The 16461-nt window shown below is 36.6% G+C and carries 11 protein-coding genes; 2 read left to right on the top strand and 9 right to left on the bottom strand.

What is annotated here, in order from left to right; all coding sequences use genetic code 11:
• Window positions 1-149: 149 nt before the first annotated feature.
• Window positions 150-1580 carry a hypothetical protein gene (locus tag ACFX4G_RS04740; protein ID WP_013082784.1) on the top strand — a complete coding sequence of 477 codons (1431 nt, stop codon included), beginning with the start codon at window positions 150-152 and terminating at the stop codon, window positions 1578-1580.
• 899 nt (window positions 1581-2479) lie between these two features.
• The gene (locus ACFX4G_RS04735; RefSeq protein ID WP_377573040.1) at window positions 2480-3619 is read left to right on the top strand and encodes a hypothetical protein; all 1140 of its coding nucleotides are present in this window, start codon (window positions 2480-2482) and stop codon (window positions 3617-3619) included.
• A gap of 607 nt (window positions 3620-4226) precedes the next feature.
• Here the strand turns inward: ACFX4G_RS04735 and ACFX4G_RS04730 are convergent.
• From ACFX4G_RS04730 to lpdA, 9 genes are all read right to left on the bottom strand, one after another.
• On the bottom strand, window positions 4227-5261 hold the full coding sequence (locus tag ACFX4G_RS04730) for a DUF3231 family protein (RefSeq protein WP_162214066.1): 1035 nt from the start codon (window positions 5259-5261) through the stop codon (window positions 4227-4229).
• Window positions 5262-5382: 121 nt separating this feature from the next.
• Window positions 5383-6543 (bottom strand): Ger(x)C family spore germination protein, encoded by a 1161-nt coding sequence (locus tag ACFX4G_RS04725; protein ID WP_230184721.1) that lies wholly within the window; start codon window positions 6541-6543, stop codon window positions 5383-5385.
• Window positions 6543-8066, bottom strand: a complete 1524-nt coding sequence (locus ACFX4G_RS04720) for a spore germination protein (RefSeq protein WP_377573036.1) — start codon at window positions 8064-8066, stop codon at window positions 6543-6545. Before ACFX4G_RS04720 ends, ACFX4G_RS04725 begins: the two co-directional genes overlap by 1 nt.
• Window positions 8053-9150, bottom strand: a complete 1098-nt coding sequence (locus ACFX4G_RS04715; protein WP_377573033.1) for an endospore germination permease — start codon at window positions 9148-9150, stop codon at window positions 8053-8055. The genes ACFX4G_RS04720 and ACFX4G_RS04715 overlap by 14 nt, the downstream gene beginning before the upstream one ends.
• A gap of 193 nt (window positions 9151-9343) precedes the next feature.
• Entirely contained in the window at window positions 9344-9922 is a 579-nt protein-coding gene (locus ACFX4G_RS04710) for an HTH-type transcriptional regulator Hpr (protein ID WP_043981939.1), read from the bottom strand.
• Window positions 9923-10154: 232 nt separating this feature from the next.
• The gene (locus ACFX4G_RS04705; protein WP_043981938.1) at window positions 10155-11369 is read right to left on the bottom strand and encodes a cystathionine gamma-synthase family protein; all 1215 of its coding nucleotides are present in this window, start codon (window positions 11367-11369) and stop codon (window positions 10155-10157) included.
• Between the two features lie 452 nt (window positions 11370-11821).
• On the bottom strand, window positions 11822-12871 hold the full coding sequence (locus ACFX4G_RS04700) for a 2,3-butanediol dehydrogenase (protein ID WP_043981937.1): 1050 nt from the start codon (window positions 12869-12871) through the stop codon (window positions 11822-11824).
• A 54-nt stretch (window positions 12872-12925) separates the two neighbouring features.
• The gene (locus ACFX4G_RS04695) at window positions 12926-14803 is read right to left on the bottom strand and encodes a sigma-54-dependent Fis family transcriptional regulator (protein ID WP_162214064.1); all 1878 of its coding nucleotides are present in this window, start codon (window positions 14801-14803) and stop codon (window positions 12926-12928) included.
• A 264-nt stretch (window positions 14804-15067) separates the two neighbouring features.
• Window positions 15068-16447 carry a dihydrolipoyl dehydrogenase gene (lpdA, locus tag ACFX4G_RS04690; RefSeq protein ID WP_237074811.1) on the bottom strand — a complete coding sequence of 460 codons (1380 nt, stop codon included), beginning with the start codon at window positions 16445-16447 and terminating at the stop codon, window positions 15068-15070.
• Window positions 16448-16461 lie beyond the last annotated feature (14 nt).

Below are 16461 nucleotides of genomic sequence, written 5' to 3'. Positions count from 1 at the left end.
GCTTTGCACGTGTATAATGAAAAATAGACTATAGATAGTAGCCTTTTTTTGTTTGTAGCATCGAACTTTCGTGCATTACAATAGATTTAAAGCCACTATCCAGCTAAGAATTAAAATGAATAACTTAAGATTAAGGAGGTTAGATGTGTATGGATTATTCATCTTTACTCATACGCGAAGTCATTGATAGAGTATCTAAATTACGCCTCTTATCTGTTTATAATGAAAGTATAAAAGGTGATTTAGAAAGCACCATCCTCCCTCTTTATCAGCAGCACTTTGAAAATAAAGATGTAAACGAAGCGTTGAGGATTTTAAAAAAAGACTTTCTCAATCGTACGAAACGCAGATGGTTAGATGCTGCTATACGCGACTATGAGCAAAAAAAGCCTAAGAAGAATAAAGAGCTGATTGGCGAATACAAAGCGCTAACAGCTTATTATAAAACGAATGGAAAAGAACTCTTTTGCAAACAGTTTGAAAACGTATCATCTCCGGAAGAAGTCATTGATAAACGAATTGGTATCCTACGTGAATGGAGTCAAGAAGATAGCTTCTTCTTAACGGATTATCCTTATATTCATCAAAAAACCAAGACCCAGCGAGAAAAAGCAATCCATACGGATATATCTATTATTATTGGGCTTACTATACTGGACCCAAGCTTCCAAAACGGAAATCATAGTATTATTGAGAGCCCTTTTTCAACTGTAGAGAATCCTTTTTTCTCTAACTCAAGAGCAAAGCTTCTCGTCGAGCAACCCCTATTAGAGAAAGAAGGAAAAGAATATTTCTTAAGTACTTATAACTCTGAAGACGGGACAGATTACGAATTGTTAATAGAAAAAGAATACGCTGAAGAAAATGGAAATAAAATTAGTGATTTAGATCGGTTTGATTATAAAGTGTTTTTAGAGATCATGAGCCAGCGCGACGAATTGTTCGCTACACAAAAAATTATTAACGTAAAAATTGGTGATCTTGTGAAAGCACTCTATAAAACAGACAGTAAGCGCAACTATCAGATGATAGAAGAAAGAATTACAAAAATGAAGCACTACAGCATGACAAAAGTACAGCATAATAAGAAAATTGCCTACGGTATTTTTGACTTTGTGGATATTACTACGATGCCAAACGGAACGCGAATTGCTGAAATTCACGTCAATGAAGTGATATATAGAGACTATATTCAACGCCAAACGGTGCGTATTTATAAAAACAAAGTAGAAAAATTAAGTTTAGACGCCGCTTATCATTTGCTATTCGTTATGCAAAAAGAGCGTCTCATTTGCTATGAAACAAAATCTTCATACAATGTCACAAGAGATTATTTATATTTTTCGACAAGAGTCCGCTTTCGAAAAAGACGAAAAAAAGAAAACCTTGTCGAAATAGAAACAGCCTTAGATGAGCTAGTCGAACAAAAACTAGCTGTCCAATCCTATAAAAGAGTGGGCCAAGTGTTTCAGATTACCTTTATTCCTGTGGGAGAAAGTGAAGTAAAAGACTTACTAGCTGGTGATTACGAATATGCTCCCCTTTCTATTTATCAAAACGTAACAAGTTCTATAGGCTAAAAAAGAATGCCCTTATAATCTTTATAAGGGCATTCTTTTTATCTATGTACTATTAATCACTGCATTTTTTGCTCCACATTTCCGTGCAAAAGTGTTTTTTTGCTCCAATTCTCCATGTAAACATATTGTTTCCCCTGCTAATATAGCTATTAAACTTCACCTTCCTTATCATTTTGTGAACTTTTTGTGTCTAAAAAAGTATTTATAATTGTTTTTTGCTCCAGATTTCCGTACAAAAGTGTCGTTTTTCTTTCTATACTGCATTTACTATAAGTTTGGCTCCAATCTTCCGTGCAAATATGCCACTTTTACATAAATTTTCTTGTGTCAGCGACTTTCCCTCTCCGTTTCCTTCAATTTTTGCTCCACATCTCCGTGCAAAAGTGTTTTTTGCTCCAGATTTCCGTGCAAACATGCCACTTTCTTAAAAAAACACTATTTTTGCTGCAAATGTTTGTTTATCCCCTCTGAAAATGTGAACTTTTTGTGTCTCAAAAAGGGCGTTTTTCTTTTTTTTGTTCCTATTTTCCGTGCAAATGTGTCACTTCCTTGCCTGAACCTTTACTTTTATCATTTTTGCTCCTATTCTCCGTGCAAATATGTCATTTTTACATCAAAATTTTTTTCGAATTTGTCGCATTTTGTGTATTTCATCCGTCATAATACGACATTTAGCTTAAGAATGCTGTTTTATCAACGTTTATGAAATATAACGCTATTTTTGCTCCACATCTCCGTGCAAATATGTCACCTTTTAAATAGATGTCTCGTCCCTTGGTATCACTAGTCTTTTAAAAAAATGCACCATTTCCCCGTGCAAATATGTCATTTTACAGCCTATATGACTGTGTCTATACTGTAAAAGACGACGTATATAGTTTTGGAAAGGAGGTCACTACATGAGTATACAAAAGCTGGCACTAAAACGGCACACCCTTGTAGCAAATAAACTGCTGATTGTCATGAGCGGCTTAAATAGAAACACGAAACGAGGCAATAGCTATTACTATGAAAAACATTCATTTGGTCTTGCGAAAAACTTTGTAGATATAAAGTGGACGGGTTCTCTGATGAAGCAAATTTTAGCTTACGTAGCCAAATGTAACAGCCAGGGTCATATTTCAATCATTTCTGAGCAAGAACTGGCTAATACAATCCAATGTTCCGTTCGGACCGTTCAAAATAATAATAAGCTTTTAGAAGACTATGACATCATTCGCTGGGATCGTTTATGGGGAGACTATATTCAAGTTTCTTTAAACAACTATTTAGAGGATTTTTTAGATTTACATATAAAAGAAGCTGCTGATGTTCAAAACATATCATATAATCCTGAAATGCTTGATGAAGATAACAATACATATACTTCAAAAGGTGGTTATACTTCTGTTTCGATGGAAGTGATTTATCAATTGCTGGCTATTAAAAATATCAACATGCTGCGTCTGGCTTTACGTGCGTTGTACGTATACGAATCTGATGTAAACGTAAAGAAAGATTCAGAAGCGCTTCTATCTTACACTGAGGTAAAACACATTCTTCCAAAATACATTGGCTATAAAGCTGCTATTAAAGAAATGGCTAGTAAATTGAGTACAATTTTCCGTATCGATGTGCTAGAAAAAGATGATTGTGTCAAAACATTATTAGAAGAAAATCAGCCAAGAAAATCAATTATTGAAAAAATCAAGGATGGTTTTATTTTAAGCTTTAATTTAACTGGTGCTCATGATAGTAAAAAACAAAAAGAAATCGAAAAAATTCGTGGAGAGCATATATTTGCTCAGTTTAAGAATTTCTTTAAATCTTTTGGCCATTATTCAATTAAAAAAGAAGATATTCATTCCATTGTACATGAGTTTGGTTTAGATATAATCGAAAAATCATTAACGTCCGTTCAGCGTCACTTACAACAAACTTACATAGAAGAAAGTATGGATGCATTTCGACCTCTTGTGCATGAAATGGAGTCAAACTTCTTTACGTATATCCGCAAAATTGCCAACGGGTATTATCAGGCAAAAATTAACGCTCTATAATACTCTTTTTTGTTATGCCTTTTTTTACTCATTTCTACTCTATTTTCCTTCCATTCTTTCTTTCTCTTTAACTTACTCAAACATACACGTCTGTGAGCTACGATAAATCCCTTTAAATGATAATGATTTTCATTTTCGTGAAAAAAATCAACTAAATGAACAAAAAACACAATAAATAAACGTTATTTTCCGAACTACTGCGTAGAAAATATGGCCGTTATAAAGAAATCCTATATTTTTTCGTGAAAATTCTTGTAGTAAACTGCAGTTTTTTTGATTGCTTTATTCCCTTTAACCTCAGTCAGCAGAAGGCTTTTACCCATATAAGTTTTAGCAATGTTTATAATTTCTTTAATTTCTTTTTAATGTCTTATAAATGTCTAGTAATTTCTATAAAATAATGAGCAGCAAATAAATAATATTTTTTATACATGGAGACATTAAGCTCCTATACAAATTGTAATCATAAGTTGGGTTAGTTTAATGACTATCAAATATAAAGGCAGGATTAACAGCTTTTTCTCTCTTCAAATAAAAAAACACACAAAATCTGACATCTATTTTGTGTGTTTTTTATTCATTAGAGCTATAAAGGCAAATTATTTAATTAGTTGGAGTTTAAATGATTTCTATCTACCGCTTCCGGTGGTGTTTCCATCCATCCATTTTCCATCATAATATCCGCTGCATCTTTTACAAACTTCGAGATATTTGTCATTGATTTTCCATATAACAGCGCCAAATCATGTCTTCCATTGACGGCTACTGAATTTCCAAAAGCCCTCATTTTCATCGAGAACATATCCATTTTATGGAACAGCATCAATTTATCCGAAAACGGTGAAAAAGTCGAAGTAGTAATTAAATGATCAAGAAAGGATGGCGCTGGTAAATTATCTCGATGAAGCTTTTCAATATAGCGTTCTACCGCTTTATTTGTCAGATCTTCACCTTTTACAAATAACGTACGGATTTTTTCACTTTTAACAACTTGACTAAATGCCAAAATTAAGGCTTTGCTTGTCACATTATTTTCGATGTTATCATACAGATGAGCAATTTCTAATGCATGCAAAGGTCGAACATCTCCTATAAAACCGCTTAAATAATGAGTATTAGCGATGTTCACTTTTTCTGGTACGGGAATAAGTGGCGGCTTAATAATAAATCCTTTATCCATTAAGATTGCCTTTATTTGCTCCATCAGTTCCATTGTTGCTTTCATACAATACGTTAAAAATGTCTTTACATCTTCTCTATACATTAGAGGCAGTGCGATACTGTAAATGCTTAATCCAGCTTTAGCAGCATATTTTAAATAATGCACGTAAAATTCATCTTCAAACAGCTTTGGAGCGCCTAGGTTCACATCTTCTTGCGTAAATCCGTATGGAATTGGCACGTTCTCTTTTGTAAAAATGTCTTTTACGTTACTTTGAAATTCTTCCGTTAAACCTTTTGCATGCTGTAACAGCTTTTTTATATCTGGATCTTCAACGTGTTCAAGAAAATAACTTAAAATATACGAAGACATGCTGTTGCCCATATAGGTTGCCCAAAGTTTGCCCATTTCGGGGGCTGTTAATTTCTCTTGCACGCTTGTTTTTTTTGAACCTATTTTAATTGGTTTGATTGTTTCCATCTATAATCTCCTAATTTGATTTGTTCTTAGGTTGGTCTTTTCTATTTTATCTATTCCTCCACTTTTGTCCTTTGTTTAATGAGTTAACATTATCAGGTGAGGTGTGCAGGTTTTCAGTATGTTAATCTATAGTCGGACCTATTCGCTGTTTGTTTCCATGCTTAACCTGTACGTTGACCTTCACATTTATTGAGTCTTTTGTTAAAGGAATTGCCCCGTTGCTTTGAACAGCCTTCCATTTACGCAGTTCTTTTTTATAAAGAACATGAGAAAGCCTGTAAACATCGCTGTTTATACTTAAGCCTTGCGCGTACGTTTCCATAATTTGTTTCTTAATTTTCTGTTCAGCTTCTTTTTTTATAGTCGATAGTTTTTCGTGCTGCGGCATAACTAAAATCGTTGTTTTTGCACGAACTTTTATATTAAATGTTAAATTACTACCGTTTATAACAGGTTCAATTTTTACTTTTTTCTTGTCTACCACAAGATCAATATCGGAATGATCAGGGAGCCTTACCCGTAAACCAGCTCGTACAAATTCATCCGTTATCCATCTAAGTCCTTTGATTTTATTCTCTGAAAAAACTCCTTTTAATTCAGATGATGTAATAGCCACTGCTCCGTTTACTTGAATAGCTGTTTCTTTTTTTTGATCCGTTGTTAAATGTTCTTTAGTCTGAACGAGAGGAATATTTACTTCGTGACTAGGTTCATTAAGATGGATAATGAGCTCTCTTAAATCGATTGGTGGAATAAACGAGTTTTGCTTAAAAATCACTTTAGGATCGCTCAAGCGAGAAAGAGCGTTCGATACTTCGAACATAGGCGTAGCTAACAACGTTTTTTTCAAAGGACTTTTCGTAGCATACATCCAGATGTTGTATCTCGTTTCCCGATAACGATCTAAAAAATCCACTGCCGATTTGACAGCGCCATGCTTTAACGCATCGTCCGTTAGAACAAGGAAAGCTAAGTGCCCAAAAAAGATTCTGCGCTGAGAAATTTGATAATATCTAAAAATAGCTTCATCAATGGTTTTCCCTGTTGCATAACCAACTTCTACTTTGACTTGACCTGCGCCAGCACCGCTTGCCTCGGATTTTGCTAATAAACTTAAATTGATGGTCTGCAGGTAAAGAACGTAACGGTTATCTTTAAAATCTACCCCCATTCCTTGTGCATATACCATTTGTTCCGGTTCATTCGTATCCCAGCATCCCGAAAGAAACAATAAAAAAGAGCTCATAATAAGTATAAGTAAATTCCTTATATTCCCTTTCACTAACTTTCTCCTTTTTCGCGTGTGGAATCGCTTGGGTTAAGCATACTAGCTCTTGTTGCTTTTTTACTTTCGGGAAGACGGAAGAGAGATTTTAAAATATTTTTCACGTCTAAACGGGTTGCTAACTCAAAATATGGCACACCAAACGTTCGGATGTTTGTAATATAGATCATGACTAAAAAGATGGAAATAAAAAATCCAAAGAAACCTAAGATGCTGACACAGATAATACAAAAAAAGCGGATTAGTGAAATTGTTCCTATAAGAGACTGATTAGCTAGCGTAAACGTAGCAATTGTAGAACCTGCAATGACAACAAGCATGGCAGGACTGGTTAAACCGGCTCTAATGGCTGCATCACCGATAATAAGCCCTCCAATTACACTGAGGGTCTGCCCGACAGAAGTCGGCAGTCTAAACCCTGCCTCTCCAAACAATTCAAATAAAAGAAGCATTAATATTGCCTCAAGAGAGGTAGGAAACGGAACACCTCTTCTTGCTTCAACAATCGTAGCTAACAGGCTGAGCGGAAGCTGATTTTGATGAAAAGCCGTCATTGCAACCCAAAAACCCGGCAAAAAAGCAGCGATAGAAAGCCCGAAGATTCGAAGAATACGCTCAAAAGAGCTGTATAAATATGTATTTTCTTTATCTTCAGATCCCTTTAATAAGTAAAAAAGGTTAATGGGTGTAACATACGCATATGAAGTTCCATCAATTAATATAATAAACCGGCCATTTAACAGAGATTGAACCGCAAAATCAGGTCTCCCTGTATAAGCGTGTCGAGGAAAAAAGCTATACGGATTTTTATTAATGAGCTCTTCTAACTGTGTTCCGCTGAAAATACCGTCGATATCGATATCTCCTAACTTTTCCATAATTTCGTCAAGTATCTTCTTGTCAGCTACATCTTCCATGTATAAAATGCTTACTTTTGTTTTTGTTCGTTTTCCAATCTCTAAAGAGTTTGTTAACAAGGAAACTGATTTAAGACGCTTGCGAATTAAAGCAATATTGACAGGTAAGTCTTCAATAAAATTATCTCTAGGACCCAATATGGTTACTTCATTTTTCGTTTCTTCTGGGCTTCTTTGAGGACGGTCCGAAATATCGATAGAAACAACTGATTGTGGTGATCCAAAATCAATGAATAATTTCCCGGAAAAAATTTCTGAAACTGCCTGTTCTTCATCTTGAACGATGGAAACTGAGGGAAGATTTAATAATTTTATGATCTTGTCTCCTTCTACTTCACCCTCTAACTTAGCACAGCATTCCTCTAATTTTTTAGGAATCATTTCATATAGCATTTCCGTACTAACTAGACCGGTACAATAAATCATAAGCACTCGTTTGTTATAAAAATAAACGGTCTCGAAGTTAATATCGCTGCATTTTCCAAATAAATCTCTTAACGTACACTCATTGATTATCTGAGCACGAGAAGAACTTTCTTTTAAAAGACTTTCCGCCTCTTGTTTTTTAGAGCTGTAGTCTTTTTTCTTCTTAAAAAATTCCACTCTTATCCCTCCTTGTTTTATGAGAAAATAGAAAGACTATGACTACTAAGAAAAGAGAGAAAGCAACAAATAACCAGAAAGTAGCCGGTATGATTGTAAAAAATAAAAGATTTGAAAAAGCAAAGTCCGTTATAGGAGCCAGCGTACATACAGTAATAACCACTAGAATGAGTAAAAGAAACCTTTTTTGGCCTTTTTGAAACGAAACTAATTCTTTCATAATAAAAAGAAAGGTCGAAATGCGGATAAAGGTACCCGACAACCACTGATAAATAGATAGAAAGTCGATATGTTCTATAAACTTTCCAAGCGATGCAATTCCCCATTCTTCATAGGGAGGGAAACGTTGCTTAGAGGCTTCTACAGGGCCAAATTCAGTAATTGCTCCAATGAGAGGTCCAATCGTAAGGCCTGTTAAGAGAATTGCAGCCACCGCTAAATGCTTATAGCGTATAGGCTGCGGCACTTTGTGCTGCAAAAAGAGCAGCAGCAGCAGCTCTACCATCCCTGATCCTTGAAATACAATACTTTTAATAACAGAAAAATAGCCATTTTCTAAAACAGGCTGCAATAAAGAATAATCTTTAAATTGAAAGTTTGTAAAAGAAACAAAGAAACCTAATATTACAATAAAAAATAAAAGAAATACGTTTACAATACTAATCGTTCTAAGACTCGTAGCGGCAAGTAAGCAACAGGTAAAACCAAATAGTAAAACGAGAATAATTAAAGGTGTTCGCTGAAGAAAAATAATATTAATCCACGTAATCGTCTCTCGTAAAGTGACGATCTCCATAAGGGTCAAATAAACGATTGTAAGAAAAATAACGACATTGGTAAATGACTTATTCACATGCTTTTTCATCCATCGAAAAAGATGTTCGCCTTTTGTTTTTTTATTTACATATACGAGTAAAGGAACCCATATGAGTGTTAAAAGACAAGTAAGAAGAACGGTGATCCAAGCATCTCGTCCTGCCGTTTTAATTAATGGAGATATGAGCATCACATGAGTTTTTAAGCCAATAAACGTCATTGAAAGAAGGATCAATTGAAAAACAGAAATTGAGTCTGACTTATTCATGGTAATCACTCCCTCTCTTCAGAAAATTTACTACTGGTAGCTTATCCTAAATTTCTCATAATATAATGGAGAATCATTATTCGAAAAATAAAAAAGAGCTGTTTTATACGTCGTATTTCTCACGTATAAAACAGCTCGCCTGTTATTCACTTATTTTCATGAAGCCCTATTGTCTGCATATTATTCACTGCGTTCAATTACTAGTTAGCTGGACTTCTTTCTTATCTTCATTTTCTTCTATTCCCGCTTCTTTTATATTCACAAAAGGTTGATCAGCAACGGTCACAAGCTCGCCGCCGCAAACATGACGAACAACGGTTACTAGCTCTGGAAAAGCGGGGAATTTGCCGTATAACGTTTTTAAAGGAAGTGCGCCTTTACATATCTTACTGTTATGTGGTTCATACCCTTTGAGCGTATCAAGCAATAATTGTTCGCCATTTTCAGTCAATTTGATGTAGGTGTTTCTTTTATCATTTTCTCTTTTGGACAAATGCAGATATCCCTGATTTTCTAATTTTTTTGAAAAATTAAACGCTGTAGAGATATGCATAGCTCCTAAATTAGCTAACTCTGACATAGAGATTTCTCCCGTGTTACTAGCTAAACATAAAATATGATGCTCATTTACGTTTAGTCCATAAGGTTTCACCCATTGCTCCCAGTCATCTTCCGCAGCTCTCCAGATGGCTTTACTTACCTGCATTAATTTTAATCCAAACAATGATGCATCTTTTATTGTGTATTCACTTTCTTGTTCTTGTTTCGACATACTATCATTCCTTATTTGTAGGCTGTTGTAAGTTAGTTTATTTTTAAAACGCGTAAAAACATTTTTATTTCATCTAATTTATCAGTATACCTACAAAATCAGACGAAAAAATACACGTACAGTTTAATTTATCAGCTTTATTCCACAAAATTTCTATAATTCTGAAGACGTGTCTACCAACTAAAAAGAGGTACTTACTTTATTTTTATTAAAAAAAGTAATACGCGTCTTTTTAATTACTAATAGATGATGCGGATTCCAAGTGAGTAAATGCTTGTGCTAAGTCTGCAATTAAATCTTCCGTATCTTCAATTCCTACAGATATGCGAACCAGTCCTTCGGATATTCCAAGAGCTTTACGTTCTTCAAGCGTACATTCTACGTGGCTAGTCGTTCTTGCTGGTCCATAAATTGTTTCAACCGCTCCTAAATTGCCGGCTTTATTTGCATACGTTAACTTTGGCAGCAAAATTTTAATAGCTTCCATTTCTCCTTTTAAAACAAAGCTTAATATCCCGCCAAAGCCTTTCATTTGTTTTTTGGCAATATGATGATGAGGGTGTGTTTCCAATCCAGGATAATAGACGGCTTCAACCGCTTCTTTCTTTTGAAGAAATTTAGCAATTTCCAAAGCGCTTCGCTCTTGTTGACGTATACGTAATTTTAACGTTTTCATTCCTCTTAAAATAAGATACGCTGACATGGGATCCATGGTCGCGCCATTGATCTCACGGTAGTGATACACATGCTTCATTAATTCTTTAGAGCCGCATACTGCTCCTCCTAAGGCATCCGCATGTCCGCTTAAAAATTTTGTTGCGCTGTGAATGACAAGATCCACCCCTAATTGAAGAGGGTTTTGATTAATAGGTGTCGCAAACGTATTGTCAATAATGACGACTGCCCCTACTGCTTTTCCTGCTTTTGCTATTCTTTCAATATCAATAATTTTCATCGTAGGATTTGTAGGTGACTCTAAATATAGCACTTTACATCCTTTATTTACTTCCGCTTCAATTTCTTCATGATTCCCCGTATTGCATAAGGTTACATCCACTCCGATGTTAGGAAGGAACTCAGTGAAGATTTTATTTGTTCCTCCATATGTATCTTTTACCGATACGACGCGGTCTCCAGGTTTTAAAAACGTGTATAAAGTGCTGCTAATAGCCGCCATGCCGGAGGAAAATGCGACCGCTTCTTCTGCTTCTTCAAGTATCCTTACTTTTTCTTCAAAAGCTTTAACTGTAGGATTACTCATGCGATTATACGTATAGCCTGGTTTGTTTCCTAACGCAACTTCTTGCCATTCGTCTACATCATCATAATTGTAAGCTACGCTGAAGACGACAGGAACTTGAGTGGCATTGTAAGCAAGGGATTCTTTTTCTCCCGCCCATACCGCTTTGGTTCCGTCTTGTACATTTTTAAACTGTTTGTCTGTCATTCACTCATCACCTCTGATTTTATTAATTAGATAATGATTAGATTATATATTGTATACAATATACTGTATATAGTACAGAATAATCTGATAATAAAATAACCATACTTACCTTATTCAATTTAAAGAGGTTGAGACATAACGAAATGAATCCAATCTAAAGACGAACAAATAGGATAGATGAGCTGAACCGCTTATGACACGGCAGTTGATTTCCGTGCAAGACTTCGCTTTACATGGGCGCTGAGCCTCCTCGTCGCATACGCTCCTGTGGGTCTCATCTGTTCCGCTTTTCCCGCAGGATTCCTCATCTTGCCCTGCAATCGACTGCTAGAAGGGCCTAAACAAACCGAACATACGCTCACGCTAACAAAAAAACGAACCACTAATCAAAAATTTTGATCAATGGTTCGTTTTTTACTTCGTCTAAAATACTTTTGTCCCAGCCTCTTTTTTTATTCAGCTTTCACCAAAATTTTCACCTGTTCCTTTTCTTTTAACAATGTCTCAAAACCTTCTTCAATTACATTCTCTAGCTTGATACGTTTTGTCACCAGTTTATCAGCCGAAAAATAGCCTTTTGCCATTAAACTAATAACCGCTGGAAATACATCGCGGTAGCCAATAATACCTGTTACTGTACGCTCTTGTAAAACGATTGTTTGAGGATGAATGGACGCTTCTTTTTCAAATATGCTAACAATCATTGTCTCCCCGCCACTTTTGGTAGAATTAATGGCTTGAGTTAAAACTAAGGGAACACTTGTCACTTCATAGGAAACGTCTACACCTCCGCCTGTGCGCTTATGTACTTCTGCTACGGGATCGTATTCTTGCGGGTTAATCACAATCGCCCCAAGTTCTTCAGCTTTCTGTCTGCGCTGTTCCGATAGTTCAATCGCATAAATTTCAGATGCACCCGATGCTTTTAACGCTTCAATAACTAGCAAACCGATTGGCCCCGTCCCAAATACGGCGGCTTTATCTCCTACCTTTAGTTTGCTTTGACGCACAGCATGAAGAGCCACAGCTGAAGGCTCTACGAGAGCTCCTTGCTCGTAAGACACCACTTCTGGTATTTTATGAATCATTTCAACCGGTATAGAGGCATACTCAGAAAAACCTCCGCCACCTCCGGCAAGACCATAAAACCCCATTTTATTACAAAGATTATACTTTCCTTGTTTACAGTTTTCACACTCTCCGCATGCATAGATAGGTTCTACCACTACTCTGTCTCCGACTTTTACATTCGTAATACCTTCTCCGATTTCTACAACTTGTCCAGAAAATTCATGTCCCAGCACAACCGGCGCTTTATCTTTACTTAATGGATGGGGTTCTTCTGTAGGAATAAAAATAGGTCCTGCCGTGTACTCATGCAAATCACTTCCGCAAATTCCACACCATTCTACTTTAATTTTCACTTTTCCTTGAGAGACAGTAGGTTCTGCAATATATTCTAACCTTACATCTTTAACGCCATGCCATCTTAATGCTTTCATTCTACTCAGCTCCTATCCTTATTTAAAAATTTAAAACAGCTACGAACTCTCAGCTTACAAATTGAATTTTTTTAATCTGTTATAAAATGTACTTCTTGGTATATCTAACAGCTTAGCGGCAAGTGACACATTTCCCTGTGTTTTACGTAAAGCATCCATCATTAAGTCTTTTTGAACTTTTTCACGAAATGTGAGTACGGGGAGGGACGTAAAATCATTGTCTTCTATTTCTTGTGAAGTATCAGAGTTAGAGATGTTCTTTTGGCCACCAAGACTTAAAGAACTCAAATAATTCAATATCTTCTCTTTTTCTGCTTCTGTTTTAAGCGAGATCTTCAAGCGTTCAAGTACATTAAATAATTCTCGAATATTGCCGGGCCACTGATAATCTATTAGTTTATCTACTAATTCCTTGGGGAAATTCATATTCCAAGCATTCTTTTGACAAAAGTAGCGCATCAGATGTGGAATATCTTCTTTCCTTTCTCGCAAAGGCGGAACATGCACGGGATACACGTGAAGCCGGTAATATAAATCTTCTCGAAACTTCCCTTCACTGACAAGTTGACGAAGATCTCGATGAGTAGCGGTAATAATACGGATGTCAACCGGAATTTCCTGATTGCTTCCAACAGGCGTTACCTTGCGCTCTTGCAATACTCTTAACAAAGAAACTTGCATAGAATGAGGAAGTTCACCTATTTCATCAAGAAAAATCGTACCGTGATTAGCCTGCTCAAACTTTCCTTGATATCCTTGACGCCGTGCTCCTGTAAATGCTCCTTCCACATAGCCAAATAATTCACTTTCCATAAGTTCTTTCGGAATAGCACCACAATTAAGAGCAATAAAAGGCCCGTTTTTACGCGAGCTGTTTTCATGAATTGTTTGAGCTATTACTTCTTTTCCGGTACCTGTTTCCCCTAAAATATAGACTGTTGTATCCGTAGGAGCCGCATGCTTTATTTCTTCTAGTGTTTGCTGAAAGGAACGGCTTATGCCTGCTTCCCCTTTAAAAGAAAATGATTGAGCAGGGATCTGTGTAGTTGTTTGGTTGTGGTGCGCTTCTTCTGATAAATAAATAATCTTTCCAATAGAATGACCGTGTCTTTTTGAAATTACAGGCACTTCCATCACTATACGAAATCCCTGTTGTACAATCGTATTTAACTGCAGACCTGACCATTTTGGTATACATTCTCGCAAGGTTTTGCTTGCTCCCACAATCACTTCTTTGTAATTGCAAAGCAGCAAGAGCTGTTTGCTATCAACAAAATTCATAGAAGCGTGAACCAACTCAATTTCGTCTTTGTGCATTCGAATGCTTAACTCCCGCTCAATTGTATACGCAATGGACGTAACCATTCCAAGTGTATAAGGGTGAGCTCTGTTTACAGGACAAGAAATATTAATAATCCCAATTAAATTTCCGTCGTCATTTCGAACAGGCGCTGCCGAACAGCTCCATTGATGCGAAGCAATCGAATAATGTTCTGTACCCGTTATCATAATGGGCTCTTCCGTTTGCAGAGCCGTACCGATTGCATTTGTGCCTACTTCTTTTTCTGTCCAACAGGCACCTTCCACAAAATTAATTTTCCTTGCTTCATTCAGTGTAAGTCTATTTCCTGTAATAGATAAAATATAGCCTTCTGGGTCAATTAATAAAGCAACCATTCCTAAGTCCGCCGCTGATTGTCTGATTCTTTCTAAATGCGGCAAAGCCGTCTCAAGAAATAAAGAGTTCATTTGTTTTCGAGAATGAAAGTCTTCATTTCTTAAAATCGATCTGCCTTTATCTAGGTAAGGATTAACATCTGCGCTTTTACAACGATGCCACGACTTTACAATAATGTCGTTTAACCTTGAAGGTTCAAGTGCTCCTTCGTTTACAAAACGTTTCCATGTGTTTAAAGAAAGTGTGGATTCCATTTTTTACCTCTCCCCTATAAACTTAATTGAATATAGTAAATCAAGGCTTGTTACCATTATTATAAATCACAAAGAAAACGTTATCATTACCAAATGATAGATTTTTAAACTCACGTTATGTAAAAATTAATAAAGAAACTAGACGAGGATGCAGGAAAACTACTATACCGCTTCCGTGATTCCTTCATCCTCTAGTTATCTTTTTGAATCATTCATTTTTACTTTTTATCCTCAAAAAGTTTAATAACTTGGGCACCTGCGTAATCAGGAGTGAACGGCCTGACCCGCCGACTGCAAAAGAGCTTCGTGAATGGCTTCAGATAATGTAGGGTGGGCAGCGATAAAGTCTTCCATTATATCTGTGGTCAACTCTCCGTGCATCATAATGGTTCCTTGTCCAATTAATTCTGTAGCATGTGAACCTACAATGGAAAGCCCAATAATTTCATTAAACTGCGGTTCTACGATTACTTTCACTTTTCCAACGGACTCATTTGCAATCATTGCTTTACCATTTGCCGTAAACGAGAATTCTCCGACGCGAATATCGCCGTATTCGCTTCGAGCCTGCTTTTCTGTCATACCGACACTTGCAATTTCAGGGTGAGTATAAATGCAGCGGGGTACAGCTCGATAATTTACGCTCTTATCTTTTCCGCATGCGTGCAAAGCAGCAACTGTGCCTTCATGAAAGGCGACATGAGCAAGCTGAATTCCGCCAACTGCATCTCCACAAGCATAGATATTAGGTATATTCGTTTGCATATGCTCATTAACATCAATTCCTTGTTTTGAAAAATGTACGTCAACCTGTTCTAAACCCAAACCTAGCACTCTAGGTTTTCTGCCAATTGAAATTAATGCATACTCAGCCTGCAGTTCATGCAGCTCTTCTTTATGTTTAAATAGAGCCGTTTTATGTTCTGGCTTCATTTCCGTTAGCGAAGCGGATGTATAAATCCCTACGCCTTTTTTCTCTAATTCTTCCTGTAACGTCAATGCGATGTCGGCATCTTCACCAGGAAGCAGCTGATCTGCTGCTTCCACAATCGTTACTTTTGTTCCCATTTGGCTGTAAATGCTTGCAAATTCACATCCAATTACACCTCCTCCTACTATTAAAAGAGATGAAGGGATAGCAGGCAGCGACATTGCTTGTTTACTGTGAATGATCCACTTTCCATCAAAAGGAGCAAATGGCAGGCTAGCAGGTTCTGAACCCGCAGCAATAATAAACTGTTCAGCCTCTATCTCTTCTACGTGATTTTCGTTTCGCACGGCTAGACAATGATTTGTCAAAAAAGAAGCTTCTCCTTTTATGACTTTAATACTGTTCTTTTTCATCAAATAGCCGATTCCCCTGACCAAGTTTTTAACAATGGTTGTTTTATGATGCTGAACGCCATCCCAGTTAATTTTCACTTGTTCTAAAGGAAGATTGATGCCGAATTGCTCAGCTTTCTTAATTTTCTCATAGGCTTCCGCGCTTGCTAATAGCGACTTTGTTGGCATACAGCCCTCATTTAAACAGGTTCCACCTAAATCTTTTTGTTCGATTAACGTAACTTGTTTTCCTTGCCGGGCGGCAGTGATTGCCGCCACATATCCTGCTGGACCGCCTCCAATCACAACTAAAGGTTTCACGGAATGCACCCCTT

Source organism: Priestia sp. YIM B13486 (genome assembly GCF_042787865.1).
In the GTDB taxonomy this organism is placed as follows: Bacteria; Bacillota; Bacilli; order Bacillales; family Bacillaceae_H; genus Priestia; species Priestia megaterium.
Note: the sequence above shows the minus strand (reverse complement) of the source record. Positions and strands in the feature narration are given on the sequence as shown.